This is a genomic window from Kluyvera sp. CHPC 1.2972, assembly GCF_036759925.1.
Classification (GTDB): domain Bacteria; phylum Pseudomonadota; class Gammaproteobacteria; order Enterobacterales; family Enterobacteriaceae; genus Kluyvera.
Window position 1 is genome coordinate 1 of sequence record NZ_JAPKIB010000021.1, and the last position, 25,997, is coordinate 25,997.

The window sequence follows — 25,997 nt, forward strand, 5'->3', positions numbered from 1 at the left end:
AAAACCAGTATTATCAACGGCTCGGAAGTGTCTAGATTATCCGTGGCGATTCAAATACCCAGGGGGTGACGAATAATACAAATTCAATCTCCAGCACGAATCAGCGAGTTAATAACAATACAACGCAGCTGAGCCGTCAGAATGATGACTTACATTCTTTGCATTCAGAAATACAGAATATGAATAGAGAGAATAACACGCAGTTCAATGCACTGAAGAACGAAGTGGAGCACAACGAGAAGCAGGCAAACGCGGGCATTTCTGGTGCTATGGCTATGGCTGCCATTCCACAGGTGCAAACTAACCAGCACGTTATGTTTGGTGCCGGAGCCGGAGAATATAACGGAGAGTCTGCACTAGCCGTCGGGGCATCAGTTAACTTTAACGATCATGTCGTTGGTAAGGTAAATATGTCGGCGGATACGGCGGACAACTATGGGATTGGCGTGGGGGTTGGCGTTGGTTTCTGATGATGTCCGATCGTGGCGATGTGCTGTACTGGTATGTTGATTAATCGTCGGGAATTGAATTAAACGGGATGTACTCATCGTGATTGTCAGGGCCTCAGTGTTCAGGACGCTGAGGCTCGTAAGGTTACGCAGTAACCTTAGCGCAGAAGAGATTGCTGGGCATTTGATGGCCCGCTCATCTTGTTTAGCATCCTGCTTGCTTAATTTACATCCTAAGCAGATAATGAATGAACGTTCATTCATTTTGTGTTTATGGTTGAGACATTATGAGCAAAAAAACGCTTCGACTCGATTTCCCTCAATGGCAGGGAGGCAATAACCCGCCTTATTACCTTGGGTCACAGCTACTCTCCTTTCTCGCGCCCACCGCGAAAGGGCCGGTAGAAGAGGTTCCTGTCGCATTACCTGACGCCGAAACCCTCACTCAGGTAGATGGTATCACCGGCAAACCGCAGATTATTCAACAGCTGCGTGATGCGACCGCGCTTATTGAGAAGCACAACCCCGATGCGATAGTTGTTTTAGGCGGTGATTGTCTGGTTTCGCTGGCACCGTTCGCCCATTTGCTGAATAAATACGGCGATAAGCTAGGTGTACTGTGGATTGATTCTCACCCTGACGTCCAAACTGCTGCGCAGTATCCAAACGCACATGCCCACGTGCTGGGTGCGTTAATGGGAACGGGGGATAACGATCTGGTGGCGAGCGTTACCGCTCCACTTTCGCCGGAAAAAGTGATGATCGCTGGAATCCACCATCCGCTGGCCTATGAACGGGAATACCTCGACACGCATCGCATCGCAACCTCGAGTCCGGAAGAAATTAAAAACGGCGCGCATGAGGTACTGGCGTGGATTGCCCGAGAAAATATCGCTTATCTGGCCATTCATATCGATCTCGACGTTCTGGATCCTTCGCTATTCCGTTCGGTGCTGTTCGCGCAGCCGGGTAGAGGAGAACATGATTTTGGCGACGTAGCGGAAGGCAAGCTGACGATGGCGGAGGTGTTGAAGTTAGTTCATCAGGCCACCTCACAAACTGAGGCCGTCGGCGTCACCCTCGCGGAACATTTGCCGTGGGATATGCTGAACCTGAAGAATATGCTGAGCGAACTACCGCTGCTGAAATAAAAGTAAGGTCCGGTAGTCAGAGGGCATATCGCTTCTGGCTACCGGCGTGAAAGGACGGTAAAGTTTGGCTATTGGGGCAAAGCAAAGGGCGAATATGTCAAAGGATACTGAAACTTACCATAAGCTGATTACCGCAGCCGCAGCCTGTTTCGCGGAAAAAGGCTTCAGCGCGACGAGCGTGCGTGAGATTGCGACGCGAGCCGGCATTAGCCAGGGGGCGATGTACACCTATTTTAAGGGTAAGGATGAACTTATTCGGGCGATTGTACTGGAAGAGCAGAACTCAGCGTTGAATTCGCATGAACAACTTTCCGGCGACAGTTATTTTGAACGCCTTTGCCATCAGGTCATCTCTTGCATCAGCGATGTCGGCTATCCCGTTACGCACCGCCTGTGGGTTGAAATTATGGCGGAATCCTCGCGTAATCCTGAGCTACAGGAAACCTTTATTTCCAGCGACTGCATTATGCGAAAAAGTATTGCCGGAATCATTGAACAAGGGATAACGGCGGGGGAATTTCGCCAGGATATTCATCCGGAAGAAATGACCATTATTCTGTTTGCGTTTATTGATGGGTTGATTGCTCGCAAGGCAATTAACCCAGCGTTTTCGCTGAACAAAGATGTGCCGATGTTTAGCCAGATGATGATAAAGCTACTGAAATAATACGTTCTCTCTATTCCTTCACTCTCCACTGCCATAATGTCCCCGACGCAAGAAAATCTGGAGCGTCGGGGATAAGACCTGTTATGGTGTAAGTGCATAAAAAAAATCTAAATTGTGTCATTCCGCAACGGGATAAGAGCGGATTCACCTGCGCTTGAAGAGAGGTTAGGCTATGCAACAAATCGATTTCTATATGGTAGATGCGTTCACCACCACCACGTTTGGTGGCAATGCCGCTGCCGTATGCCCGCTCACCGAATGGCTGCCGGATGCGACATTACTGAAGATGGCGAAGCAGCATAACCAATCGGAAACGGCATTCTTTGTCACTACGGATAATGGCTTTGAACTCCGCTGGTTCACCACCCAGGGGGAAATTAACCTCTGCGGGCACGCGACGCTGGCGGCCGCACACGTCATCTTTGAATACCTGAATTTCCCCGATGCGACGATTCACTTTGATACCCGTTTTGTCGGGCCACTTACGGTGACTCGCAATGGGGAGTGGTTAACGCTTGATTTCCCGGCCTGGAAGACCGAACCGGCCGCGCCGCCCGCTTTGCTGCTGGAAGCGTTGGGTATCACTGAATACAAAGACGTGCGCGTAGCGCGTGATTACCTGGTGGTGTTGGAAAATCAACAGCAGGTCGAGGCGCTGCGGCCGAATATTAACGCCATGGTACCGCTGGGAAAAATGGTCTGCGTCACCGCACCAGGGACGGGCGAGTACGATTTTGTCAGCCGCTTCTTCTGTCCTGGTGAAGCCGTGGCTGAGGATCCGGTAACCGGCTCGGCGCACAGCATGCTCATCCCTTACTGGGCTGAAAAGCTGAACAAAATGGAGATGATGGCGCATCAGGGCGTGGATCGCGGTGGGGAACTGCGCTGTCGTCACTTGGGTGACCGCGTTCATATTGGCGGGCAAGCGACGACCTATCTGATAGGCAAAATTGTGCTGCGTTAATATTTTCTAAGTGACACCGCCAGTTAACGCGCCTCGGCGTTCAGGGTACCGAGGCGCGTGCTATCAGTTAAGCGACGCTTCTGTTTCTTGCGTCGTCTCGTCCTTAGTCAATATCCGGCTGGCAATCACGCCGGACATCATCGAGCCATTCACGTTCAGCGCGGTACGCGCCATATCCACAATGGGCTCAATCGCAATAAAGATCCCGACCAGTGCCACCGGAAAATTCAAGGTGGAGAGCACAATCAGCGCGGCAAAGGTACCGCCGCCGCCTACACCCGCCACGCCGATGGAGCCCAGCGCGATGGCAGGCAACAGCGTCACCAGGAAATGTACGGAGAACGGGTCGATACCCATCGTTGGCGCAATCATCGCCACCATAATGGCCGGATAAATCCCGGCGCAGCCGTTTTGTCCCATGCTGGAGCCAAATGAGGCGGCAATATTAGCAATGGTGCTTGGTACGCCAAATTTCTCCTGCGCGGTAATTGCCAGCGGAATGGCCGCAGCGCTGCTGCGGGAAACAAAGGCAAAGGTCAACACCGGCCAGACGGTTTTATAATAGCGCAGTGGGTTATGTCCGCTCAGCACCAGCAAAATGGCGTGCACGACAAACATCATCGCCACCGCCAGGTAGCAGGCGACAATAAAGCCGAGCAGGCTGGTAAATTGTGCGAGCTGATAGGTGGAAAAGACTTTCGCCATTAATGCCAGCACCCCGTAAGGGGTGAGAGCAATAACGATGCGTACCATCTTCATGATCCAAATTTGAATGGCGTTAATGCCGGCGCTTAATTTCGCGCCTTCTTCCGGGGCCTCTTTTTTCACTTTCAGCAGCGCGATACCCGCCAGCAGCGTAAATATTACAATCCCGATCACCGAAACGCTTCTGGCACCGGTCAGGTCGAGGAACAGATTGGTGGGAATCAAGGAGGTGATGAGTTGCGGCAGTGAAACGGCGGCGGTTTTGGACACATCGTCAGCGGTCAGCGTGGACTGCATCTGCCCAAAGGTGCTGGCGCTCAGCCCCAGGGTATGCGCCATCGTCAGACCCACAAATCCGGCGATCATCACCAGAATCAGCATACAGGCGACGATGGTCAGCGACATTTTGCCGATCCCGGCATTATTTTCGAGCTTATTAATCGCTGAGAGAATGGAAATAAAGATCAGCGGAATGGCGACCAGCTTTAATAAATTAACGTAGCCGTTACCAATCACGCTGTACCAATCAATCACGGTGGTTCTGCTGTCGCTGGCGATAAAGTGGAGAGAAAGCCCGATGAGCGCGCCGATAAAAATAGCCGCGAAGACAGAGCGGGAAAGCGATGAACTGCGTTTATCTATTTCGAAAATGCCCCATGAGCAGATCAAAAAAAGCGCAATATACGCGAGTGTAATGAACATCTTTAAGCCTCTTGCCCCATTCAGCACCTGAAATGCCGGAAAGAGTTGTTTTCAATTAATTAACCTATTATCCCGGATGGATAATAGTGCCGTCGCGCATTATAGAGAGAAAGATTCTGAAATGGCATGCAAAAAGTGTGACTTTATGCGTTTGGCCGACGGGGAAGGCTGAACAATATTTAGCGGCTTGTTTTCGCACCATGATTCTCGTAATTTGTCTTTTTTCTGAACTGTCGGGGGCGTTATGCAGGCTTTACTGGTTATTGATATGCAGCGGTTTGTCAGCGATAGAATCGCGCGTGGCGTAGAGTATTTTCCCACCGCGAGCATCGAGAATATGAAAACGATTCTGGCTTCTTTCAGGAGGGCCGGGAAAACCGTGCTTCATGTACGTCATGAAACGACAGAACTGGGGTCAGACCTGCAAAAAGATTCCCCATATTTCCCGCCGGTTGAAGGGTTTGAGGAGCAGGGCGAAGAAAAGGTCTTTATCAAGCGAACCTCGTCGGCGTTCAGTTCGACCGATCTCTACCAGTGGCTACAGCGCGAGAACATTAACGAATTAACGGTGATTGGCGCAGTGGCCGGTTTCTGCGTTAACTCAACGATTCGATCCGGGGCCGATCTGGGGTTGAACATGACGATCGTTCGCGATGCGGTACTGAGTTTTCCGCTGGGCGAGGGGTTGAGCGCTGAAGCTATCTTCAACGTGACGTTGGGGCTGCTTGAAGCGGGCTTTGCGCGAAGCGTGACGACGGCCGAACTGACGCAATAGCGAACGGATTTATAGATAATATTGCCAGCAGCGTGTTTAGTGCGCAACTGGCAGCATAAACACGCTGTTTTTGAGAGGGGTGGTGTGCCGCCTCTCAGGGATTATAGTTTTAAGGTCAGCATATTATGCTGTTGGGATGAGTGTTATTCCCAGGCGTGCGGCGCGAACAGATAGCCCTTATTACGCACGGTTTTAATACGGTAAGGCTCGGTGGCGCTATCGAGCAGTTTCTTACGCAGGCGTGAAATCGCCACGTCCACGCTGCGGTCCATGCCGTCGTAGGTCACGCCGCGCAGGTTTTTCAGCAGCGCATCACGATCCATAATTTGCCCGGCGTGCGTCGCCAGCTCCCAAAGCAGATCAAAATCCGCCGTCGACAGCGCGATGCTCTCGCCGCTCAGCAGCACCTGACGGTTCACCGGGTCGATGGAAAGGGTACCAAAGCGAATCGCTTTGTGCGGCGTCAGCATCGGCTGGGCTGGCGAGATGCTGTTACTGGCGGCGGGGCGCTGACGTAAATGCAGGCGCAGACGTGCGAGCAGTACAGCGGGTGGGGTGGTCTTGAGAATATAGTCGTTGGCGCCCATTTCCAGGGACAGAATATGGTTCATATCGCTATCGAGCGAGGTCAGCAGTACAATTGGCCCGGTCCATTGGCCGCGCAGGTCGCGGCACAGCGTCATGCCATCTTTGCCCGGCAGCATAATGTCCAGCAGCACCAGGTCCGGATTTTCCCGGGCGATCGTCGCTTCGGCGTTGTCGCCACGCGGCTCGACCACCACATCCATATCATGCTTTCCGAGATAAGCGGCGATCAGCGCCCCAACATCCGGATCATCCTCAACATAAACGATCTTATTCATTACTCTACGCACTGACGGAAAAAACGCTACGATACACTGAGCGCCCACCGCCTGCCACCACTGCTTTCTCAATTTCCGCGCCGCATTACCCTTTTATAAATGAGCGGACATCCGTTATGCTCAGGCAACATGTTGTTTATCGGTAAATAATGCAATGGGATTGTTAATTAAGGCGCTGCTTGGGGCGCTGGTGGTTGTTCTGATCGGGATTTTAGCGAAAACCAAAAACTACGCGATTGCGGGGCTGATCCCACTGTTTCCCACTTTTGCGCTGATCGCTCACTATATTGTCGCCAGTGAGAGAGGCATCGAAGCACTGCGAACGACCATCGTGTTCGGCATGTGGTCGATTATCCCGTATTTTCTCTACCTGTTGTCGTTGTGGTACCTCACCGGCATGATGCGCCTGCCGCTGGCGCTAGCAGGCGCGGTGGCCTGCTGGGGCGTCAGCGCCTGGCTGCTGATTTTTTTGTGGGGGCGTTTCCACTAAGCGCTAGACCAGCGGGCGGCCGCCGTCGACGGCAAAGGTACGCCCGGTCACGTAGCAGCTGCCGAGGATATACTCGACGAGATCGATAATCTCTTTCTCCCCGGCAGCAATCTTCATCAGCGATTTATTGAGCGCTTTCTGGCGATACTCTGCGTCATCATCTTCGTTAAACAATACCAGCGCAGGCGCAATCGCGTTCACCTTAACTTCCGGTGCCAGCTTGCGGGCGAACGAACGGGTCATGTTATCCAGCGCCGCTTTACTGGCGGCATAGGCGATGTGCTTATCGCTGCCGCGCTCCACCACATAATCGGTAAAGTGAATAATATCGCCTTCGGCGTGCCCGTGCCCGCGCAGCATATCTTCCAGCGCGTGGTTAAGCAGATAGGGGGCGTGGACGTGAATTTGCATCATGGCGTTCAGCACATGACTGAGGGATGCGCCAGGGCTCTCCGCCAGCCAGCCGCTGGCATTATGGATAACCGCGCGCAGGCTGGCGCAGTGGGTTCTCACCGCATCCGCGAAGGTATAAATTCCCTCGTCGGTGGAGAAATCCGCCTGGATGCAGACAGCGCCCGCCCGCTGCATCACGTCGATAGCCGGGTAGTGGGTGCGGTAGCTTAGGATAACCGGCTGCTGCTGAGTGAGGAAATGGTGGGCAAGGGCGAGGCCAATGCGGCGGCCTCCACCGGTTATCAGAATCGGACGTGACAGCATGTTTCCCATCGTACTCTCCTTATATTTCAGACGATGGGGCCACGCGCGTCACCCCACCAGCATCCACGTTGCCGGTACGGCGGCAACCAGAAGCAAACCAATTAACGCCAACTCGCGACGCTTCAGCATGACGTTATCGACATGGGTGCGGCGCGCATAAATAAAGACCAGTAGCCCCGGCGCATAGAGTACGACCGATAGCAGCAGGTGCATGGGGCCAGAAGCATACAATAACCATAAGCCATATACACAGGCGCCGACACCAATAAGCTTGTGTAACGGACGATTCGCAATTTTAAGCAGGAACGCGCCGACCAGGAAATAAGGCACGAGGATCATCTCGGACGCGATGGTCAGCAGCGTATTGTAGTCTGACCCGGTCAGCCAGATCAGTACCAGGCTTGCCTGCACGCTGAGGTTGGTCAGCCAAAGCGAAGCGGACGGCGCATTATTGGCGTTCTGGCGCGCAAAAATACGCGGAAACGCTTTGTGCGTCGCGGCCAGCAGCGGTACTTCCGCCGCCATAATCGTCCAGCTCAGGTAAGCGCCGCAGACGGAAACAATCAGTCCGGCAGCAATCACCACTTCGCCCCACGAGCCCATCATGCGCACCATCAGGCCCGCCATCGACGGGTTACGCATTTCAGCAAGCTCAGGGCGTGCAACGACGCCCATCGACAGCAGCGTCACCAGCAGATAAACGCCCAGCGCTGAGATGACCGCCAGCAATGTCGCGCGCCCGACGTCTTTTTTATTGCGCGCACGAGCAGAAACCACCACGGCGCCTTCCACGCCGATAAACACCCACAGGGTAATCAGCATGGTATTTTTCACCTGTTCCCAGACCGGTACGCCTAAATCGATGCCGTGGAAATCAAGAGTAAACAGGTCGCTGTTGAAGGCAAGGGCGGCCAGCACGATAAACAGTCCGAGCGGCACTAGCTTCGCCAGCGTTGCCACCAGGTTGATGCTGGCGGCAGTCTGCACGCCGCGCAGGACCAGAAAATGGACGATCCACAGCAGTATCGACGCGCCGACGACGGAGTGCCAGGTGTTGCCGTCGCCAAACAGACGCATCTCCGGCGTATCGGTAAAGAAACTCAGCGCCGAGAAGACGATAACCAGATAGGAGACGTTGGCGATGACCGCGCACAGCCAGTAGCCCCAGGCGGAGCAGAAGCCAACCAGTTCGCCGAAACCTTCGCGCGCATAGGTAAAAATGCCGCCGTCGAGGTCAGGACGAATGCGGGTCAGTACCAGCATCGCCACGGCGAGAAACAGGATGCCAACGCCGGTGATGGCCCAGCCGATCAGCAGCGCGGCAGGGCTGGCGACTTCAGCCATGTTTTGCGGCAGACTAAAAACGCCTGCTCCGAGCATCGAGCTCAGCACCAGCGCCGTCAGAGCACTAAGCCCTAATTTCTTTTCCATGAGAATCCTGTCGTGGAAGGAGAAGAACAAGAATATTTATTTGGCGAAATCGCATAAAAATGGAGGATTGCGCTGAGGCGGCGATTTTACGGAGAGCGATGCATACATGCAACAATGTATGTCTGAAAAAATCACACTATCGAACGCGGAAAGATAAAAAACGGATGGTGAGACGGGTTGGCTGATTTAAAAATACGCAGATACGAGAGGACAGAATCGTGATGAAAAAAAGCCGGCGAGAGTATCACCGGCTTTTGAGGATTACTTGTACAGGTCGGCGCTGATGGTGACGTTACCGCCACGCTCTTGCCACTGACGGGTAATGTGATAGTACTTCGCGCCTTTCTTCGCGGCGCGCTTCGCGACCTGGTAGGAAACCTCGGTCATGTTGCCGTAGTTACCGGTGAACTTGACGCTGTCGAACGGAACCATCTGGGCCGCCGCAACTTTGTTCAGCTCTTCCACTTTGGTGCCGTCCGGCAGCGTGACACTGTAACGTCCGCCTTTAGAGGACTGCGTTTCAAAGAAGCGACCTACGCCGGTGCCTGCGCCCACGGCTGCGGTAGTAGCAACGCCAGGGATTTCAACCTGTTTGGCGGCTTCGCCACCTTCGGCCAGCGCTTTACGGCCAGCGTCGGAATCGGCTGGAATCGCATCCGGGCTCTGCAGAACACGTTTTTCCGCATCGGCTTTATAGATGTACGCGGTGACGCGCTGGTTGCCGCCGTCGTTGGCATCAACCTGACGAACGATAAAGAATGATGCCGCACCTTTAGCCTTCGCCGCTTTGGTGATGGCGTCGTTCACTTCTGGCTGGCTGCGGTAGAAGCCTTGCACGGTGACGGTGTCATATGGCACCAGCTCAACGGCCTGATCTTTTGGCAGCTCAACAACACCGTTGATCACACGGTTTTTTGGGGTTTCTGATTTTGCTGCATCGGCTTTGTAGAAATCAGCCGTTACGCGCCAGTTCCCGCTGTTGCCGAAATCCGAGGTGTCGACAACGTAAAAGGAGGCTGCGCCGTCTTTGTCCGCTTTACGGGATACCGCCTGAACGGCATCGCCAATGGCGTTAAAACGGCCGGTAATGACGACACGGTCATAGGGCTTCAGTGCGGACGCTTGCTCCGGGGTCAGCTCGGTTGCTGCTTGTGCGGACATGGCCGCGGCAGTCAGCATGGCGGACACGAGGAGGGTGTTCTTAAGCTTCATAAAAATAATCCTTCGCCTTGCGCAAACCAAATTCGGGAAATGTTGTAAACGGAAAACGCCTGATTATGGCATTGAAACGACACGACTGTCTGCGTCATTTTTAACTTCAGATGCGAAGCTGATGACGGTTTTGGATAACTTTTCCTGATATGTTGAAAAAACGGGCCCTTGACCGGAAAAACCGGTCAACCTTATGACTTTTTTAAGTTAATGGAATGTTAATTGGCATATCATGCCCGCAAATAATCATGTTTTCACTCGCTGATGAAGCGATTTATGAGGCTCTCTAATCAAATCTGGGGTAAATATCGCTGTTTGTAATCGTCACCACTCGGTATTTGGCATTTAATGCAAAAATAGTGTTTTTCGGAGCTAGATCACAATCGGGATTTTCAGTAGGTTATAGACAGTTTGTTACTGTTTTATTTATTCAGGTTGCTCGCCTGTTTGTTCACTGACGGGGCATTTGCAACATACTGACAAAATGGCAAACCATCAAATTAGAACCGATGTAAGGGAATAGTTATGCGTATTGGTGTACCAAAAGAGAGGTGGGCCCAGGAAACGCGAGTCGCAGCAACGCCGAAGACGGTGGAGCAGCTGCTTAAGCTCGGTTTCAGCGTGGCAATTGAAAGTGGTGCAGGAAAACTGGCAAGTTTTGATGATGACGCGTTTGTTCAGGCCGGGGCCGAAATTGTCTCTGGCGATGCGGTCTGGCACTCTGACGTTATCCTCAAAGTTAACGCGCCGCTGGACGAAGAGATTGCATTGCTGAATCCTGGCGCTACGCTGATCAGCTTTATCTGGCCGGCACAAAATGCTGAACTGATGGAGAAACTTGCCGCACGCGGCGTTAACGTGATGGCGATGGACTCCGTGCCGCGCATTTCACGCGCACAGTCGCTCGATGCCTTAAGTTCAATGGCCAACATCGCCGGTTACCGTGCGATTGTTGAAGCGGCGCACGAGTTTGGTCGCTTCTTTACCGGTCAAATCACCGCGGCGGGGAAAGTGCCTCCGGCCAAAGTGATGGTGATTGGTGCCGGTGTCGCCGGTCTTGCGGCGATCGGCGCAGCCAACAGCCTCGGCGCGATTGTGCGTGCCTTCGATACGCGTCCAGAAGTGAAAGAGCAGGTGCAGAGTATGGGCGCCGAGTTCCTTGAACTGGACTTTAAAGAAGAAGCTGGCAGCGGTGATGGCTACGCCAAAGTGATGTCCGAAGCGTTTATTGCAGCGGAAATGGCGCTGTTTGCTGCGCAGGCGAAAGAAGTCGACATCATTGTGACCACGGCGCTAATTCCAGGTAAACCGGCGCCGAAGCTGATCACCCGCGAAATGGTGGATTCCATGACCCCGGGCAGCGTGATTGTTGACCTGGCGGCGCAGAACGGCGGCAACTGCGAATACACTGTGGCAAACCAAATCGTCACCACGCCAAACGGCGTGAAGGTGATTGGTTATACCGACCTTGCGGGTCGTCTGCCGACCCAATCCTCCCAGCTTTATGGCACTAACCTCGTTAACCTGCTGAAGCTGCTGTGCAAAGAGAAAGACGGCAACGTCACCATCGACTTTGACGATGTCGTGATTCGCGGTGTGACCGTGATCCGCGAAGGCGAAGTCACCTGGCCGGCGCCGCCGATTCAGGTTTCTGCCCAGCCTCAGGCGGCGAAGAAAGCGGTTGAAGAGCCGAAAGAAGCGCCGAAGCCAGCCTCACCATGGCGCAAATACGCGCTGATGGCGTTGGTGATTATTCTGTTCGGCTGGTTAGCGAACGTCGCGCCGAAAGAGTTCCTCGGTCACTTTACGGTGTTCGCGCTGTCCTGCGTAGTGGGTTACTACGTAGTGTGGAACGTCTCTCATGCCTTGCACACGCCGCTGATGTCGGTCACGAATGCTATTTCCGGCATTATCGTGGTGGGCGCGCTCCTGCAGATTGGCCATGGTGGCTGGGTCAGCTTCCTGAGTTTTATCGCGGTATTGATCGCCAGCATTAATATTTTTGGTGGTTTCACCGTCACTCAGCGCATGCTGAAAATGTTCCGCAAAGGATAAGGGGTTAACAAATGTCTGGAGGATTAGTTACAGCTGCATACATTGTTGCCGCGATCCTGTTTATTTTTAGCCTGGCAGGGCTGTCAAAACACGAAACATCCCAGCAGGGCAACTACTACGGTATTGCCGGGATGGCTATCGCCCTGATTGCGACCATCTTCGGGCCGGATACCAGCAACGTAGCGTGGATCCTGCTGGCGATGATCATCGGCGGCGCGATTGGTATTCGCCTGGCGAAGAAAGTCGAAATGACCGAAATGCCGGAGCTGGTGGCGGTTCTGCACAGCTTCGTTGGTCTGGCGGCGGTGCTGGTTGGCTTTAACAGCTACCTGCAGCACGAAACCGGCATGGAACAGATTCTGGTCAATATTCACCTGACCGAAGTGTTCCTCGGCATCTTCATTGGTGCGGTAACCTTTACCGGTTCTATCGTGGCGTTCGGCAAGCTGTGCGGCAAGATGTCTTCTAAGCCGCTGATGCTGCCAAACCGCCATAAGCTGAATCTGGCGGCGCTGGTGGTCTCCTTCTTGCTGCTGGTGGCCTTCGTGCGTACCGATAGCGTCGGCACCCAGGTGCTGTGCCTGCTGGTAATGACCGTTATTGCGCTGGCTTTCGGCTGGCATCTGGTGGCGTCTATCGGTGGTGCGGACATGCCGGTAGTGGTCTCCATGCTGAACTCCTACTCCGGTTGGGCGGCGGCGGCGGCGGGCTTTATGCTCAGCAACGACCTGCTGATCGTCACCGGTGCGCTGGTGGGTTCTTCCGGTGCCATCCTGTCGTACATCATGTGTAAAGCGATGAACCGTTCGTTCTTCAGCGTTATTGCTGGTGGTTTTGGTACCGATGGTTCCTCTACCGGTAGCGACGAAGAAGTGGGCGAGCATCGCGAAATCACCGCGGAAGAGACGGCTGAAATGCTGAAAAATTCCCATACGGTGATTATCACCCCAGGCTACGGCATGGCGGTGGCGCAGGCGCAGTACCCGGTGGCTGAAATTACCGACAAGCTGCGTGCGCGCGGCATTAAGGTGCGTTTCGGTATTCACCCGGTTGCCGGACGTCTGCCGGGTCACATGAACGTGCTGCTGGCGGAAGCGAAGGTGCCTTACGACATCGTGCTGGAAATGGACGAGATTAACGACGACTTCTCCGATACCGATACCGTACTGGTTATCGGCGCGAACGACACCGTTAACCCGGCCGCACAGGACGATCCGAAGAGCCCAATCGCCGGGATGCCGGTGCTGGAAGTATGGAAGGCGCAGAACGTTATCGTCTTCAAACGCTCCATGAACACCGGCTACGCTGGTGTACAGAACCCGCTGTTCTTTAAAGAGAACACCTCCATGTTGTTTGGCGATGCCAAAGCTAGCGTGGATGCGATTCTGAAAGCGCTCTGATAGGTAATGTGAATGCTAAGCCGCCGCGTCAGCCTGACCGGCGGCTTTTTTATTTATTGCTTGATTGCTTTTGGTCAAAAATTGCGCGCTCATCGGTGTTATACTACCCAACGTCGTCCACACCTATGAGGAAATTATGGATACCTTGTTATCGCCTGCACAACTGGCCATCGAATATCTCCGCCGTGAAACCACGCCGTTAACCCCCGCACAATATCTGAAACGCGTTAAGCAGCTTGAGCTGGAATTTGCCGACCTGATGTCGCTTTCCGCTATTGAACTTAAAGAAGAAATCGATTTTGCCTGGCGACTAGGGCTCCACTGATAGGTGTGTCGTCTGTAGCCCGGCCAAACATCGCGATGCCGGGGATTCTGCTCCAGACAGAAAAAAACCGGCCTGATGAACTGAGCCGGTTTTTTATTACCATCAATCACCAGGACCGTTAATCGTCCTCTTCGTCATCCATCTCCACCGGCGTCTGGTAATCGTTCGGCTTAATCGCCAGCAGATCGCAGCGCAGATGGTCAATGACCTGTTCCGCAGTATTCCCCAGGAACGCCGCCGAAATACCGGTACGGCCAACCGTACCCAGCACCACGATACCGGCATCCAGATGCGCGGCCAGATCCGGGATAACCTCTTCAGGTAACCCTTTCTCTACGTGAGTGAACTTCTCATCAATGCCGAATTTCTGACGCAGTGATTTCATCGCCAGCAGGTGCTGCCCGCGAATGGCATCGTTATAAACGCTTGGATCAAAATCAGGTAGTTCGATGGCGATATTGATAGGGGTAACTGGATAGGCGCCAATCAGGTGAACTTCGGTGTGGTTAACCTGGTCTGCCAGCTCAATCGTCTCTTTTACCAGTTTCTCGTTCAGCGCGTTGTGGTACTCCTCTTCGCTGGCGAGGTTGACGGCCACCAGCGCTTTACCGCCTTCCGGCCAGGGCTGGTCTTTCACCATCCAGACCGGGCAAGGGCATTTACGCAGCAGGTGCCAGTCGGTAGGGGTAAAAATAACCGACTCAAGCTTGTCGTGCTGGTGCGCCATTTTCAGCATCAGGTCGTGACCGCCGCTGATGACCTCCTGGATAATCGCCTCAAATGGCCGATTGTGCCACACCACTTTAATCTCCAGCGGAACGCCTGCTTCCAGGTAGAATTTCGCCTGCTCGCGGATCCATGCGGTTCGCTGGCTAATTACGCCCTGGCGCATTGCGGTGCGCTCGTCAGGAGATAAAAGGGTGGTCATTTCATAAGAGAAGTCGTAGATAGGCAAAAAGGCTTTAATGCGACCGCCAATCCGTTGATGCAGATAAACAGCACGGCGCAGCGCAGGCTGATCGTCCTGGTTAGGATCGATAGCAACGAGCATATTTTGATACTTGGCCATACAGGTCTCCTTACAGCTGTAACCACAGTTTGTCAGTAAAAGATAACTCATATATGGAGAATGAAACAGGGGATAACCTTTGCCAGATCAATAAACAGGATAAATTTGATGTGCAGAAAGGTTATGGTTCAGCGTGAATGGCAGGGGAAATAAGGGGGCCGTTTCATATAAAAAACCCCGAAAATTCGGGGTTTTTAGGCAGGGAAGTGCAGAACCTATCAGGCAACGTTACGAGTATGACCCGCCAGCACCGCCAGCGCATCGCTGTTTTCGATGGTGATGTATTTGCCTTTCACCGCCAGCATGCCGCTTTTCTGGAAACGACCCAGCAGACGGCTTATGGTTTCTACCGTCAGACCGAGGTAGTTACCGATATCGCCACGGGTCATGGTCAGGCGGAACTCACGAGGAGAGAAACCGCGCTGCGCAAAACGACGTGACAGGTTGTAGATAAAGGCAGCCAGACGCTCTTCCGCATTTTTCTTCGACAGCAGCAGGATCATATCCTGATCGCCTTTGATCTCACCGCTCATCAGACGCATCATCTGCTGGCGCAGGTTCGGCATCTTACCGGACAAATCATCCAGCGTCTCGAACGGGATCTCACAAACCATTGAGGTTTCCAGCGCCTGAGCAAAGCTAGGGTGATGGCCTGTCCCGATGGCATCAAAGCCCACTAAATCACCGGCCAGATGGAAGCCCGTAATCTGCTCGTCACCCTGTTCAGTGATGGTATAGCTCTTGATAGTACCGGAGCGAATAGCATACAGAGACTTCAGTTCATCACCGGCCTTGAAGAGGGTTTGCCCTTTCTGGATGGGCTTTTTGCGCTCGATAATATTATCCAGCTGATCAAGCTCATGCTCATTAAGAGTGAACGGGATGCAAAGCTGGCTGATGCTGCAATCCTGACAATGGATAGCGCAACCGCCAGACTGAATGCGTCGTATAATTCTCTTTTCCGGGATCATAGGTCTGCTCAAGCCGTAATTGATATTAGTCAATTTTAACATCTTTTTATGGAGCAGGTAAGTCTCGGCGTGGGGATTCACCCAATATTAAAAAGGGATAGTTCCTGTTGTGATTTATATTATTGATATGTATCAATAATTTTTCGGTGCGATTGTGAAAGGGGATGCAAACATCCCGGCTATAAGGCACAGAAAATCAAAGTAACAGGTAGCGTTCATGGCGTAGAAGCCACTCTTTCCGCTGTACACCACCCGCGTAGCCGGTCATGGTGCCGTTGCGGCCAATCACCCGATGGCAGGGCACGACAATGCTGACGGGGTTAGAACCATTGGCGGCACCCACCGCGCGTGCCGCACCTGGCCGGCCGAGCTGTTCGGCAAGCTGACCGTAATGCATGACCTGCCCGCAGGGGATGGTGCGTAAGGTCTGCCACACTTCACGCTGGAAATCCGTGCCGCCGGTGGCCGTTGGTAGCGTGTCAATAATGGCAAGATCACCCTCGAAATAGTCTATAAGTTTCTGGCTGAGCCCGCCTGGGTTACGTGAAGCCACTCTGGTATAGCCCTGCTGACGGTAGTGAATGTCCAGTAACTGCTCCATGCGATCGCTATGTTCTTGCCACTCAATCGCCCGCAGGTGAAAATTCTCGTCGCAGAGGATCCAAAGCGGCCCAACCGGGGTGGCAATTTTATCTTCGAGCAAAGTCAGCATGAGTACGCTCTCATTTAAATGAATTATTCCTATACTCCACCATACCATGTGAATGCGAACATTCTCTATACCCCGGATGTATAACCCCATAAATTAGGAGGAATGTTAATAATTTATCAGGATAAGGAGAATATATAGATATATAAAATAACGTGTGAGCATGGGCTAATATAGCGCCAGCAGTGAAAGCAGTATGTAATCTACTGATAAAAATGAATAAGTGTTTTTTTTTAGCATGAAGTTGAATAAAAATCGGGGCCTGTCGACATCGCCAGACCCCGCAGCAACCACACAATTGTATCCGTACTGTTGCCCACTTTTGCTCCGAACAGCGGGTATTACTATTTATAACGGGTTCGCGTTAATTTTCCAGATAATTCTTGGTGATTTATTTCACGTATTAACAATACATGTTTAAAATTAATTCTCAATTTACGACATTTAAGTATGAATTAATTTATTCAAATAAATGATAGGTTGCGAATGAAGATATTTGGGCGGTGAGAATCTCAGCAACGCACCGACAACGCATTGAGCCCGCCCGGCGACCCGGCTATAGTATGCGCCAGACGTAATGAAGGGGGACGACTCATGAATCTTGACGACAAATCGCTGTTTCTTGACGCCATGGAGGATGTCCAGCCGCTGAAGCAGTGCCATGATGTTCACTGGCAGCCAGCCCGAAACACCCGCACCCGACAGCAGATAGACACGCTGCAGCTGGATAATTTTCTCACCACCGGCTTTCTGGATATCGTCCCGCTTGCTACGCCGCTGGAGTTTAAACGCGAAGGGCTGCAAATCGGCGTGCTGGATAAACTTAGGCTAGGCAAATATGGCCAGCAGGCCAGTCTGAATCTGCTGCATCAGCCGGTCGAAAAATGTCGGCAGAGCCTGTTTGCCTTTATTCACCAGGCGCAAAAAGAAAATCTTCGCAACATACTGATTATTCACGGTAAAGGTAAAACGGATAACGCTCACGCTAATATCATTCGCAGCTACCTGGCCCGCTGGTTGACCGAATTCGACAACGTACAGGCGTTTTGCAGCGCGCTACCGCATCATGGTGGCAGCGGGGCGTGCTATGTTGCGCTGCGAAAGTCGGAAGCGGCAAAACAAGACAACTGGGAGCGCCACGCCAAACGCAGTCGCTAGCAAAATCCTGTGGGGACGGTGCTTATGCCTGAATAAGGCGCTTAAACAGAAGCTGTTGTATGTCCTGACGCTGTGAAAGAATGGCATGCACCGTGACCGCTGAGCCTTCTACCGAATACAGAACGCGGTAACCGCCTGCAGTATTGCACTCGCGATACTTACCGACCCCGATTTTCAACAGTTCTGGGCATACCTGACAAGAAGAAGGAAATTGACTCACTTTCCCCTCAAATTCCTCAAGAATGGCGGCCACGATGGGCTTAACCTCTATTTCCTGTTTACGGAGATAGTTCGCGATATGGTTAAGGCAGGTTTTAACCGTCGCAGTGTATTCAATGCTAACTTTGGTTCTGTCCATGTATGGCCCTTATTAAAAGGCTGCTCCTGATTAACGGTCCAGGCCGTCGAGTAACTGTTCTTTTGAAAAAACGTTCCCTTCAGATTTATCGCTCTCAGACAGCGTTAAGAGTTTTAACAGCGCAATAGCATTTTCACGCTCTTGCTGCTGGTCAAATGCCTCAATGACGTAGGCGGGGACGCCGTTTTGAGTGACCAGAATAGGCTCAGCTAAATCGAGAGAAGCGGCATTTTTTTTGATAAAACTAATGGTTTCGACTTTCATAGACGCTCACCTTATTGGGCTCTCCGTGCTTGACGAGTGTTTGTTGCATTTCATTTGCCTAATCGAACTAAATTTAGCTCAAATTTAGACTTGCTGCAACCGTTAGCGCAGCAGCAAACTCAGCTCAGAAGCCGCTTTTTGCAACTCTGGCAACACTCGTTCCAACAACTCAGCGGCGGAAACCTGCCCGGCATGCACGCCGACGTTCAGCGCCGCCTCCACGTGCCCTTGCGGATTAAACAGCGGCACCGCCAGTGAACGGAGGCCCATCTCTAACTCCTGGTCGTTTAACGCATATCCCTGCTGACGAACCGCCTTCAGCTCGCTGCGCAGTTTGGCAACGGATGAAATGGTCTGCGGGGTATAGCGAATCATGGTGATGCGCGCCAGCATGTCGTTAAGCTTCTCTTCAGGCTGATAGCTCAGCAGTACGCGTCCCATCGAGGTTGACCAGGCGGGCAGGCGGCTGCCGATATCGAGATCGATAGTCATAATGCGCGAGCTGGAGGCGCGGGCGATATACAGGATATCGTCGCCATCGAGGGTCGCGATAGAGCAGGACTCATTGAGCATTTCACTCAAATGACGCAGCACCGGCTGCGCCGAACGCGCCAGCGGCGTAGAGGCTAACCACGCGTGGCCGAGGGATAAAATCCGCGGGCGCAGCTGAAAGTTTTTGCCGTCTTCCGCATAGACAAACCCGAGCTTGCCCAGCGTATACAAGCAGCGGCGCACCGCAGCACGCGGAATGCCCGTCTTCTGGCTGATTTGTGAAATCGACAGCACCCGGCGCTGCGGCGTGAAGGCCTGAATCACCTCCAGCCCGCGCGCCAGCGACGCCATAAAGTTCGGGTCGCCTTTAAACGGTTCGCTGTTGTCGCCCGTCAAAATATCGTCTGGATGTTTCTCCACTTTTTCTCTCCGTTTATGCAGCCGATCACATTCTTCAGCTAAACATACACGATGTTCGATAATCGCACCATATTTCGATTATCGCCCTTGACCCGCATCGTTAAGCGGGTCACATTTTGTGCGAACAACGAATATAAGTGCGATAACCGCACACCAAGGAGCAACCTGATGATCGATAAAAGTGTGTCGACGCTGACCGATGCCGTTGCGGGTATCCACGACGGGGCGACAATAATGATTGGCGGCTTTGGGCCCGCCGGACAGCCGACGCAGCTGATTGATGCGTTGATTGAGCAGGGCGCACGCGACCTGACCATCATCAACAATAACGCCGGTAACGGTGAAATTGGCCTCGCGGCGCTGCTGAAAGCCGGACGCGTGCGCAAGATGATCTGTTCATTCCCACGCCAGGTCGATTCGCAGATTTTTGATGATCTCTACCGCCGTGGCAAAGTGGAGCTTGAGCTGGTACCGCAGGGCAACCTGGCGGCACGCATTCAGGCCGCAGGCGCCGGGCTTGGGGCAATTTTCACCCCGACGGGCTACGGCACGCCGCTGGCGGAAGGCAAAGAGACGCGGGAAATCGACGGTCGCCACTATGTGCTGGAGTACCCGATTAAAGCAGATTTTGCGCTGATTAAAGCCCATCAGGGCGACCGCTGGGGCAACCTGGTGTATCGCAAAGCGGCGCGTAACTTTGGGCCGATCATGGCTACCGCGGCAAAAACAACGATTGCTGAAGTGACCCATTTAGTGGCGCTGGGAGAACTGGACCCGGAGAACGTCGTCACGCCCGGTATTTTTGTGCAGCGCGTTTTCTCGCTGGAAAACCTCAACGTCCAGGCACAGCGCGCCTAAGGAGCCCATGATGCAAAAACTCTCTCGTGACGATATGGCTAAACGTGTGGCGCAGGATATCCCGGAAGGGGCCTACGTCAATTTAGGCATCGGCTTGCCGACGCGCATCGCCAACTACCTGCCAACGGATAAAGAAGTCTTTCTGCACAGCGAAAACGGCCTGCTGGGCATGGGGCCGAAGCCCGAGCCGGGGGAAGAAGACCCGGAATTGATTAACGCTGGTAAAGAGTTCGTTACCTTACTGCAGGGCGGTTGCTACTTCCACCACGGCGACTCGTTCGCCATGATGCGCGGCGGCCACCTCGATATCTGTGTGCTGGGTGCCTATCAGGTTTCTGCGCAGGGCGATCTCGCCAACTGGAGTACCGGTGCGCCGGACTCGATTCCTGCGGTAGGCGGCGCGATGGACTTAGCCGTTGGCGCGCGTCAGGTCTTTGTGATGATGGACCACCTCACGCGCGACGGTGAGTGCAAGCTGGTTGAGCACTGCACCTATCCGTTGACCGGCGTAGGCTGCGTGAGCCGCATCTATACCGACCTGGCAGTGATCGACATTACCGCCAGCGGTCCAGTGGTGCGTGAAATCTTTAACGGTCTCTCTTTTGAAGAATTGCAGCGAATGACCCCGGTAACGCTTTCCTATAACGCCGTAGCGGAAATCGCTTAAGGAACAATGATGAATCAAGCATTTATCTGCGACGCGGTACGCACTCCGTTCGGTCGTTTTGGTGGTACTCTGGCAAGCGTCCGCGCGGACGATCTTGCGGCCCTGCCGCTGAAAGCGCTTCTTGAACGAAACCCGGGGCTTGATCCGGCTCGTATCGACGATGTGATTTACGGCTGCGCCAACCAGGCGGGTGAAGATAACCGTAACGTCGCACGCATGGCACTGCTGCTGGCCGGGCTGCCGGAAACGGTACCGGGTACCACCATTAACCGTCTTTGCGGCTCCAGCCTGGACGCCATCGGCGTGGCAGCGCGGGCGATTAAGAGCGGCGAAACGCAGTTGATGGTTGCCGGCGGTGTAGAAAGCATGTCGCGCGCGCCGTTTGTGATGGGCAAAGCGGAAAGCGCCTACAGCCGCAGCATGAAAATGGAAGATACCACCATCGGCTGGCGCTTTATTAATAGCCAGATGAAAGCCCGCTACGGCGTGGACTCCATGCCGGAAACGGCGGAGAACGTGGCGATTGATTTCGCTATTGCGCGCGCGGATCAGGACGCGTTTGCCCTGCGTAGCCAGCAGCGTACCGCGCTGGCGCAGGCCAACGGCGTATTTAATGATGAGCTAGTCCCGGTGCATATCCCGCAGCGCAAAGGCGAACCGCTGATTTTTAGCCAGGATGAGCACCCGCGCAGCACCTCGCTTGAGGCGCTGGCAAAATTAAGAGGCGTAGTGCGCCCGGATGCGACGGTCACGGCGGGCAACGCCTCCGGCGTTAACGACGGGGCCTGCGCGCTGCTGCTGGCCAGTGAACTGGCGATGGCGCAGAACGATCTCCAACCGCTGGCGCGGGTAGTGGGGATCGCCACTGCCGGGGTGGCGCCGCGCATCATGGGCTTTGGCCCGGCACCGGCAGTGCGTAAAGTCCTGGCGCAAACGGGGTTAACGCTGGCGCAGATGGATGTTATCGAGTTGAATGAAGCCTTCGCCGCGCAGGCGTTGGCGGTACTGCGTGATTTAGGGCTGCCGGACGATGCCGCGCACGTTAACCCGCACGGCGGGGCGATTGCGCTGGGCCATCCGTTGGGGGCGTCGGGCGGGCGACTGGCGATGACGGCCGCCTACCAGCTGCGTCGTACCGGCGGGCGTTATGCGCTCTGCACCATGTGTATCGGTGTAGGCCAGGGGATCGCGCTGATTATTGAACGCGTATAAGGAGCTGGAATGAGTGTGTTGACCCCGCTATTGCGCACTGAAGCATTAACGGACATGTTCAGCGATGAACGCCTCGTTCAGGGGATGCTGGATTTTGAAGCCGCGTTGGCGACGGTGCAGGCGCGCTGCGGCGTGATCCCGGCTGCGGCGGTGGCACCGATTGCCGCTGCCTGCCGGGCATCGCTTATCGACCTTCCGGCGCTGGCTACTTCGGCAGCAAGCGCGGGTAATCTGGCGATCCCATTGGTCAAACAGCTTACCCAGCGGGTGAAAATCGCTGACCCGGAGGCGGCACGTTACGTCCATTGGGGCGCGACCAGCCAGGATGCCATTGATACGGGTTTGATGCTCCAGCTTCTGCAGGCGCTTCGAGAAACCGAGACACGGCTAGCGCGACTGATCCGTGTGCTGGCGGAACAGGTTACGCATCATCAGCACACGCTGCTGCCGGGGCGCACCTGGATGCAGCATGCGCTGCCCATCACCTACGGACTGAAGCTGGCGGGTACGCTGGATGCGCTGCTGCGCTGGCAGGAACGGCTGGTGCAAATGCGTCCGCGCGTGCTGTCGCTGCAGTTCGGTGGCGCAGCGGGCACGCTGGCATCGCTAAAAGAGAAGGGGCCGGAGGTCGCACTGGCCCTGGCTGCTGAACTGAACCTGACGCTTCCCGATACGCCGTGGCATAGCCAGCGCGATCGCCTGATTGAACTGGCGGGTTGGTACGCCGGGCTGTGCGGGACGCTGGGTAAATTTGCCAACGACTTTGCTTTAATGATGCAAACGGAAGTGGCGGAAGTGAGCGAGCCGATAGCCGAAGGGCGCGGGGGGTCCTCCGCGATGCCGCATAAACGTAACCCGGTCAGCTGCGCCGCGATTCTGGCCGCGGCGACCAGAGTCCCGGGGCTGATGGCAACGTTGTATGTCAGTCAGATCCAACAGCACGAACGCGCGCTGGGCGGCTGGCAGGCGGAATGGGAAACGTTGCCGCAGCTGATAATGCTGGTGGGCGGGGTGCTGGAAAACAGCGAATATCTGGTAAAAGGGATGCAGGTTAATACGCAAAAAATGCGTGATAACCTGCATCTCACCCATGGCCTGGTGATGGCGGAATCGGTCACCCAGGCGCTGGCGGCGCATCTTGGTAAAGCCGATGCCCACCATTTGATTGAAACGATTTGCCACCGGGCGATTGCGCTTGATTGCCCGTTACGACCGCTGCTGGAAAACGATCCGCTGGTGAGCCAGCATCTTTCCCCAGAGCAACTTACGCAGCTACTGGACCCGGCAAACGCTGTCGGTAGCGCGGACCACTTTGTGCGCCAGGTATTGGCGCGCTTTCAGGAGTTAGGGACATGAATATCCATTATCGCCTCGACGGACCGGAAAAGGCACCGGTACTGGTGTTATCAAACTCACTGGGCACCACGCTCTCCATGTGGGACGCGCAAATGCCTGCGCTGACCGAATACTTCCGCGTACTGCGCTACGATACGCACGGTCACGGGCAAACAACCAAACGCGGAAAAGTGACGCTGTCACAACTTGGGGAAGACGTTATTTCGCTGCTCGAACACCTGAATATCGACCGTGCCAGCTTCTGCGGCATTTCAATGGGCGGCCTGACCGGGCTGTGGCTGGCGCGCTTTGCGCCGGAACGTTTTGACGCTATTGCGGTGGCGAACACTGCCGCGAAGATTGGCGAACAAGCGGGCTGGCTCTCCCGTGCGCGCACCGTGCGCAGTGAAGGAATGGGCGTAGTGGCTGCCGGTTCCGCCGATCGCTGGTTCACCCCGGCGTTTCGTCAGCATCAGCCAGCGGTCGTTGAACAGCTTTGCCATCAACTGGCTGAGTCTGAAGCCGAAGGTTACGCCGAGTGCTGCGATGCGCTCGCGGCGGCGGATCTGCGGGCTGAAGTGGCAGCGATTACCCTGCCAATGCTGATCATCGCCGGTGAGCATGACCCGGTCACCACCGTGGATGATGCCGACTATCTGCATCAGCAAATAGACGGCGCATTCCAGGTCGAACTCCCGGCTTCGCATCTCTCAAATATTGAAGCCAGCGACGAATTTAACGCCGCGCTGGTGGCGTTTTTACGGAGGAATCATGGCGGATAACGAACGTTATCAGCAGGGGATGGCGGTACGACGTAAAGTGCTGGGCGATGCCCATGTTGACCGCACCGTGGCGAAACTCTCACCGTTGAACGAAGAGTTTCAGGACTTTATCACGCGCTACGCCTGGGGTGAAACCTGGACCCGTCCGGGGCTGGATCACCACACGCGCAGTATGATAACCATCGCGATGCTGATTGCGCTGAACCGCGAAGCCGAACTGAAAATGCATCTGCGTGCGTCGTTTAATAACGGCGTCACCCGCGATGAGTTGAAAGAGTTGATTATGCATTCGGCGCTTTACTGCGGGCTGCCCGCAGCAAATGCCACCATGCATCTGGCTCAGCAGGTGTTTGATGAGATTGACGCGGAGAAAGCGTGATCGTGCAGTGAAAAAATAAAACGCAGTTCCATTATTATCGGTAATCCTTTTCTGTTTAACATTGTTAATGGAGAACCGATGACAAGACTACGTTACCCAGGGATGTCGACGCTGCTCTGTATGCCGCTGGTGCTACAGGGCTGCGTCGCTTCCTCGTCAACCGGCACCACAACCCGGCCACAGTTGACGGCGCAGGAAGCTTCCGCCTATACCGCTGAAAACTACTTTGCTCGCGGTGGAATGCTCAACCATCTCCAGGGCGCCTGGCAGCCCAAGCCCATCGTTCCCGATAACGATACTCCGTGGCGGGTAGCAAAGTCCGGCGCGCCTTTTAGCGATATTCAGCAGGCGATTGATGCCGCCATCGCCCAGCACAAAGGCCACGAGCGTCTCTATATCCGAATCGATCCCGGTGTTTATAGCGGCACGGTTTATATCCCTGACGATGCCCCGCCCATCACCCTTTTTGGTACCGGTAAACAGGCCGACGCGGTGCGTATTGAGTTCGCGCTGGACTCGCAGTTTAGCCCGGCAAAATACCGTGACATCGTCAACGCCAACCGCTATCCGCCGAGCTCCCCGGCCTATTATCAGTACGCGCTTTGTGCTGGCAGAACCAGCGCGCTGATAGGCACTAACTGCGCCGCCGTATTCTGGGCGCAAAGCCATGATTTGCAACTCTATAACCTGACGATTGCCAACAGCCTGCTGGACACGGTTGACGGCGGTACCCATCAGGGCGTGGCGCTGCGCACCGATGGCGATCGCATTCAGCTCCAGCGCGTTCGTCTGCTGGGGCGTCAGGATACGCTGTATCTCAATATCAGCGACCGTCACAACGATGCGCTGACCGATCGTCTTTATCGCGTTCTGGTGCAGGACAGCTACGTTGAAGGAGATGTGGACTATGTATTTGGTCGCGCCAACGTGGTGTTCGACCGGGTGCATTTCCACACGGTATCCAGCCGCCGCTCGCCGGAAGCCTACGTACTGGCCCCCAATACGCTGCCGGATAACCCGTACGGATTCTTGGTGAAGAACAGCCGTTTTACCACCGACGACGGATATAAAGGTACGTTTAAGGCCAAGCTTGGCCGCGCGTGGGATCAAGGGGCAGGGAAAACGGGTTACCTGGCGGGCAAAACGGCGAATGGGCAGGCGTTGATTGTCGATAGCACCGTTGATAGCGGCTACGACGCGCTGTCGCCGTGGGGCGCGGCGGCCACCACGGCGAGGCCGTATAAGGCGAATGCGGAGAGTTCACGGCAGCTTAACGACGTGAATTTCAACCGCTTGTGGGAGTGGAATACGCACTGGGAGAAGTAGAGCCGGTGCCTCCCCGGAGTCGGCTGCGCCTCGTCCGGGCTACATCGCGAATATGTAGCCCGGCCAAGCGAAGCGCCGCCGAGATCGCAGC

At 54.5% G+C, this 25,997-nt stretch carries 28 protein-coding genes; 17 read left to right on the forward strand and 11 right to left on the reverse strand.

Going from position 1 to position 25,997, the window contains the following annotated elements:
• The first annotated feature begins 179 nt into the window (after positions 1-179).
• The 4 genes from V6944_RS21165 to V6944_RS21180 all read left to right on the forward strand — a co-directional run bounded on the left by V6944_RS21165 (position 180) and on the right by V6944_RS21180 (position 3,231).
• Entirely contained in the window at positions 180-470 is a 291-nt protein-coding gene (locus V6944_RS21165) for a YadA C-terminal domain-containing protein (protein WP_333500395.1), read from the forward strand.
• 266 nt (positions 471-736) lie between these two features.
• Positions 737-1,600 carry an arginase family protein gene (locus tag V6944_RS21170; protein ID WP_333500396.1) on the forward strand — a complete coding sequence of 288 codons (864 nt, stop codon included), beginning with the start codon at positions 737-739 and terminating at the stop codon, positions 1,598-1,600.
• A 94-nt stretch (positions 1,601-1,694) separates the two neighbouring features.
• A complete protein-coding gene (locus V6944_RS21175; RefSeq protein WP_333500397.1) occupies positions 1,695-2,267 on the forward strand; it encodes a TetR/AcrR family transcriptional regulator in 573 nt (190 codons plus the stop codon).
• Between the two features lie 172 nt (positions 2,268-2,439).
• Complete coding sequence (locus tag V6944_RS21180) at positions 2,440-3,231, forward strand: PhzF family phenazine biosynthesis protein (protein WP_333500398.1); 792 nt, start codon at positions 2,440-2,442, stop codon at positions 3,229-3,231.
• A 63-nt stretch (positions 3,232-3,294) separates the two neighbouring features.
• Here V6944_RS21180 and V6944_RS21185 read toward each other — a convergent pair whose 3' ends face one another.
• Positions 3,295-4,638, reverse strand: a complete 1,344-nt coding sequence (locus V6944_RS21185) for a cation:dicarboxylate symporter family transporter (RefSeq protein WP_333500399.1) — start codon at positions 4,636-4,638, stop codon at positions 3,295-3,297.
• A gap of 244 nt (positions 4,639-4,882) precedes the next feature.
• Here V6944_RS21185 and V6944_RS21190 point away from each other — a divergent pair, with 244 nt between their 5' ends.
• Positions 4,883-5,413 (forward strand): isochorismatase family protein, encoded by a 531-nt coding sequence (locus V6944_RS21190; protein ID WP_333500400.1) that lies wholly within the window; start codon positions 4,883-4,885, stop codon positions 5,411-5,413.
• A gap of 143 nt (positions 5,414-5,556) precedes the next feature.
• On the opposite strand, the gene rstA is transcribed toward V6944_RS21190, so the two are convergent.
• Complete coding sequence (gene rstA, locus V6944_RS21195) at positions 5,557-6,276, reverse strand: two-component system response regulator RstA (protein WP_333500401.1); 720 nt, start codon at positions 6,274-6,276, stop codon at positions 5,557-5,559.
• A gap of 154 nt (positions 6,277-6,430) precedes the next feature.
• Between rstA and V6944_RS21200 the strand changes: the two genes are divergently transcribed.
• Positions 6,431-6,766, forward strand: coding sequence for a GlpM family protein (locus tag V6944_RS21200; protein ID WP_333500402.1), 336 nt, complete (start codon positions 6,431-6,433; stop codon positions 6,764-6,766).
• Positions 6,767-6,769: 3 nt separating this feature from the next.
• On the opposite strand, the gene folM is transcribed toward V6944_RS21200, so the two are convergent.
• The 3 genes from folM to ydgH all read right to left on the reverse strand — a co-directional run bounded on the left by folM (position 6,770) and on the right by ydgH (position 10,126).
• The gene (gene folM, locus V6944_RS21205) at positions 6,770-7,492 is read right to left on the reverse strand and encodes a dihydromonapterin reductase (protein WP_333500403.1); all 723 of its coding nucleotides are present in this window, start codon (positions 7,490-7,492) and stop codon (positions 6,770-6,772) included.
• A 39-nt stretch (positions 7,493-7,531) separates the two neighbouring features.
• Positions 7,532-8,914 carry an amino acid permease gene (locus tag V6944_RS21210; protein WP_333500404.1) on the reverse strand — a complete coding sequence of 461 codons (1,383 nt, stop codon included), beginning with the start codon at positions 8,912-8,914 and terminating at the stop codon, positions 7,532-7,534.
• A gap of 261 nt (positions 8,915-9,175) precedes the next feature.
• A complete protein-coding gene (ydgH, locus tag V6944_RS21215) occupies positions 9,176-10,126 on the reverse strand; it encodes a DUF1471 family protein YdgH (protein WP_333500405.1) in 951 nt (316 codons plus the stop codon).
• A 525-nt stretch (positions 10,127-10,651) separates the two neighbouring features.
• Here ydgH and pntA point away from each other — a divergent pair.
• From pntA to V6944_RS21230, 3 genes are all read left to right on the forward strand, one after another.
• Positions 10,652-12,181 carry a Re/Si-specific NAD(P)(+) transhydrogenase subunit alpha gene (gene pntA, locus V6944_RS21220; protein ID WP_333500406.1) on the forward strand — a complete coding sequence of 510 codons (1,530 nt, stop codon included), beginning with the start codon at positions 10,652-10,654 and terminating at the stop codon, positions 12,179-12,181.
• An 11-nt stretch (positions 12,182-12,192) separates the two neighbouring features.
• Positions 12,193-13,581, forward strand: coding sequence for a Re/Si-specific NAD(P)(+) transhydrogenase subunit beta (pntB, locus tag V6944_RS21225; protein ID WP_035895466.1), 1,389 nt, complete (start codon positions 12,193-12,195; stop codon positions 13,579-13,581).
• 136 nt (positions 13,582-13,717) lie between these two features.
• Complete coding sequence (locus tag V6944_RS21230) at positions 13,718-13,906, forward strand: YdiH family protein (protein WP_035895467.1); 189 nt, start codon at positions 13,718-13,720, stop codon at positions 13,904-13,906.
• Positions 13,907-14,024: 118 nt separating this feature from the next.
• On the opposite strand, the gene uspE is transcribed toward V6944_RS21230, so the two are convergent.
• The 3 genes from uspE to ogt all read right to left on the reverse strand — a co-directional run bounded on the left by uspE (position 14,025) and on the right by ogt (position 16,658).
• Positions 14,025-14,975, reverse strand: coding sequence for a universal stress protein UspE (gene uspE, locus V6944_RS21235; RefSeq protein WP_123650393.1), 951 nt, complete (start codon positions 14,973-14,975; stop codon positions 14,025-14,027).
• 218 nt (positions 14,976-15,193) lie between these two features.
• Positions 15,194-15,946: a fumarate/nitrate reduction transcriptional regulator Fnr gene (gene fnr / locus V6944_RS21240; protein WP_015964308.1), complete on the reverse strand. Its 753-nt coding sequence runs from the start codon at positions 15,944-15,946 to the stop codon at positions 15,194-15,196.
• Between the two features lie 196 nt (positions 15,947-16,142).
• Positions 16,143-16,658, reverse strand: a complete 516-nt coding sequence (gene ogt, locus V6944_RS21245; protein WP_333500407.1) for a methylated-DNA--[protein]-cysteine S-methyltransferase — start codon at positions 16,656-16,658, stop codon at positions 16,143-16,145.
• 591 nt (positions 16,659-17,249) lie between these two features.
• Between ogt and smrA the strand changes: the two genes are divergently transcribed.
• Positions 17,250-17,813, forward strand: a complete 564-nt coding sequence (gene smrA, locus V6944_RS21250; protein WP_333500408.1) for a DNA endonuclease SmrA — start codon at positions 17,250-17,252, stop codon at positions 17,811-17,813.
• A 22-nt stretch (positions 17,814-17,835) separates the two neighbouring features.
• Here the strand turns inward: smrA and V6944_RS21255 are convergent, their stop codons facing one another.
• The 3 genes from V6944_RS21255 to V6944_RS21265 all read right to left on the reverse strand — a co-directional run bounded on the left by V6944_RS21255 (position 17,836) and on the right by V6944_RS21265 (position 19,347).
• A complete protein-coding gene (locus tag V6944_RS21255) occupies positions 17,836-18,171 on the reverse strand; it encodes a type II toxin-antitoxin system RelE/ParE family toxin (RefSeq protein WP_333500409.1) in 336 nt (111 codons plus the stop codon).
• Positions 18,172-18,201: 30 nt separating this feature from the next.
• Positions 18,202-18,435: a type II toxin-antitoxin system Phd/YefM family antitoxin gene (locus tag V6944_RS21260; RefSeq protein WP_333500410.1), complete on the reverse strand. Its 234-nt coding sequence runs from the start codon at positions 18,433-18,435 to the stop codon at positions 18,202-18,204.
• Between the two features lie 102 nt (positions 18,436-18,537).
• Positions 18,538-19,347 carry an IclR family transcriptional regulator domain-containing protein gene (locus tag V6944_RS21265; RefSeq protein WP_333500411.1) on the reverse strand — a complete coding sequence of 270 codons (810 nt, stop codon included), beginning with the start codon at positions 19,345-19,347 and terminating at the stop codon, positions 18,538-18,540.
• Positions 19,348-19,515: 168 nt separating this feature from the next.
• On the opposite strand from V6944_RS21265, the gene V6944_RS21270 reads away from it, so the two are divergent.
• The 7 genes from V6944_RS21270 (at position 19,516) to V6944_RS21300 (ending at position 25,906) form a co-directional block, all read left to right on the forward strand.
• Positions 19,516-20,205 (forward strand): 3-oxoacid CoA-transferase subunit A, encoded by a 690-nt coding sequence (locus tag V6944_RS21270; RefSeq protein WP_333500412.1) that lies wholly within the window; start codon positions 19,516-19,518, stop codon positions 20,203-20,205.
• Positions 20,206-20,215: 10 nt separating this feature from the next.
• A complete protein-coding gene (locus V6944_RS21275) occupies positions 20,216-20,872 on the forward strand; it encodes a 3-oxoacid CoA-transferase subunit B (protein WP_333500444.1) in 657 nt (218 codons plus the stop codon).
• 9 nt (positions 20,873-20,881) lie between these two features.
• Positions 20,882-22,084, forward strand: a complete 1,203-nt coding sequence (gene pcaF / locus V6944_RS21280; protein ID WP_333500413.1) for a 3-oxoadipyl-CoA thiolase — start codon at positions 20,882-20,884, stop codon at positions 22,082-22,084.
• Positions 22,085-22,093: 9 nt separating this feature from the next.
• Positions 22,094-23,440: a 3-carboxy-cis,cis-muconate cycloisomerase gene (locus V6944_RS21285; RefSeq protein WP_333500414.1), complete on the forward strand. Its 1,347-nt coding sequence runs from the start codon at positions 22,094-22,096 to the stop codon at positions 23,438-23,440.
• A complete protein-coding gene (gene pcaD / locus V6944_RS21290; protein ID WP_333500415.1) occupies positions 23,437-24,201 on the forward strand; it encodes a 3-oxoadipate enol-lactonase in 765 nt (254 codons plus the stop codon). Before V6944_RS21285 ends, pcaD begins: the two co-directional genes overlap by 4 nt.
• Positions 24,191-24,580, forward strand: a complete 390-nt coding sequence (gene pcaC / locus V6944_RS21295; RefSeq protein ID WP_333010866.1) for a 4-carboxymuconolactone decarboxylase — start codon at positions 24,191-24,193, stop codon at positions 24,578-24,580. Before pcaD ends, pcaC begins: the two co-directional genes overlap by 11 nt.
• A gap of 78 nt (positions 24,581-24,658) precedes the next feature.
• Positions 24,659-25,906: a putative acyl-CoA thioester hydrolase gene (locus V6944_RS21300; protein ID WP_333500416.1), complete on the forward strand. Its 1,248-nt coding sequence runs from the start codon at positions 24,659-24,661 to the stop codon at positions 25,904-25,906.
• Positions 25,907-25,997: the final 91 nt, after the last annotated feature.

Bases quoted from the DNA above. Each gene is read 5' to 3' on its own strand.
- V6944_RS21165 (WP_333500395.1), top strand. From the start codon at position 180: ATGAATAGAGAGAATAACACGCAGTTCAATGCACTGAAGAACGAAGTG.
- V6944_RS21170 (WP_333500396.1), top strand. From the start codon at position 737: ATGAGCAAAAAAACGCTTCGACTCGATTTCCCTCAATGGCAGGGAGGC.
- V6944_RS21175 (WP_333500397.1), top strand. From the start codon at position 1,695: ATGTCAAAGGATACTGAAACTTACCATAAGCTGATTACCGCAGCCGCA.
- V6944_RS21180 (WP_333500398.1), top strand. From the start codon at position 2,440: ATGCAACAAATCGATTTCTATATGGTAGATGCGTTCACCACCACCACG.
- V6944_RS21185 (WP_333500399.1), bottom strand. From the start codon at position 4,638: ATGTTCATTACACTCGCGTATATTGCGCTTTTTTTGATCTGCTCATGG.
- V6944_RS21190 (WP_333500400.1), top strand. From the start codon at position 4,883: ATGCAGGCTTTACTGGTTATTGATATGCAGCGGTTTGTCAGCGATAGA.
- rstA (WP_333500401.1), bottom strand. From the start codon at position 6,276: ATGAATAAGATCGTTTATGTTGAGGATGATCCGGATGTTGGGGCGCTG.
- V6944_RS21200 (WP_333500402.1), top strand. From the start codon at position 6,431: ATGGGATTGTTAATTAAGGCGCTGCTTGGGGCGCTGGTGGTTGTTCTG.
- folM (WP_333500403.1), bottom strand. From the start codon at position 7,492: ATGGGAAACATGCTGTCACGTCCGATTCTGATAACCGGTGGAGGCCGC.
- V6944_RS21210 (WP_333500404.1), bottom strand. From the start codon at position 8,914: ATGGAAAAGAAATTAGGGCTTAGTGCTCTGACGGCGCTGGTGCTGAGC.
- ydgH (WP_333500405.1), bottom strand. From the start codon at position 10,126: ATGAAGCTTAAGAACACCCTCCTCGTGTCCGCCATGCTGACTGCCGCG.
- pntA (WP_333500406.1), top strand. From the start codon at position 10,652: ATGCGTATTGGTGTACCAAAAGAGAGGTGGGCCCAGGAAACGCGAGTC.
- pntB (WP_035895466.1), top strand. From the start codon at position 12,193: ATGTCTGGAGGATTAGTTACAGCTGCATACATTGTTGCCGCGATCCTG.
- V6944_RS21230 (WP_035895467.1), top strand. From the start codon at position 13,718: ATGGATACCTTGTTATCGCCTGCACAACTGGCCATCGAATATCTCCGC.
- uspE (WP_123650393.1), bottom strand. From the start codon at position 14,975: ATGGCCAAGTATCAAAATATGCTCGTTGCTATCGATCCTAACCAGGAC.
- fnr (WP_015964308.1), bottom strand. From the start codon at position 15,946: ATGATCCCGGAAAAGAGAATTATACGACGCATTCAGTCTGGCGGTTGC.
- ogt (WP_333500407.1), bottom strand. From the start codon at position 16,658: ATGCTGACTTTGCTCGAAGATAAAATTGCCACCCCGGTTGGGCCGCTT.
- smrA (WP_333500408.1), top strand. From the start codon at position 17,250: ATGAATCTTGACGACAAATCGCTGTTTCTTGACGCCATGGAGGATGTC.
- V6944_RS21255 (WP_333500409.1), bottom strand. From the start codon at position 18,171: ATGGACAGAACCAAAGTTAGCATTGAATACACTGCGACGGTTAAAACC.
- V6944_RS21260 (WP_333500410.1), bottom strand. From the start codon at position 18,435: ATGAAAGTCGAAACCATTAGTTTTATCAAAAAAAATGCCGCTTCTCTC.
- V6944_RS21270 (WP_333500412.1), top strand. From the start codon at position 19,516: ATGATCGATAAAAGTGTGTCGACGCTGACCGATGCCGTTGCGGGTATC.
- V6944_RS21275 (WP_333500444.1), top strand. From the start codon at position 20,216: ATGCAAAAACTCTCTCGTGACGATATGGCTAAACGTGTGGCGCAGGAT.
- pcaF (WP_333500413.1), top strand. From the start codon at position 20,882: ATGAATCAAGCATTTATCTGCGACGCGGTACGCACTCCGTTCGGTCGT.
- V6944_RS21285 (WP_333500414.1), top strand. From the start codon at position 22,094: ATGAGTGTGTTGACCCCGCTATTGCGCACTGAAGCATTAACGGACATG.
- pcaD (WP_333500415.1), top strand. From the start codon at position 23,437: ATGAATATCCATTATCGCCTCGACGGACCGGAAAAGGCACCGGTACTG.
- pcaC (WP_333010866.1), top strand. From the start codon at position 24,191: ATGGCGGATAACGAACGTTATCAGCAGGGGATGGCGGTACGACGTAAA.
- V6944_RS21300 (WP_333500416.1), top strand. From the start codon at position 24,659: ATGACAAGACTACGTTACCCAGGGATGTCGACGCTGCTCTGTATGCCG.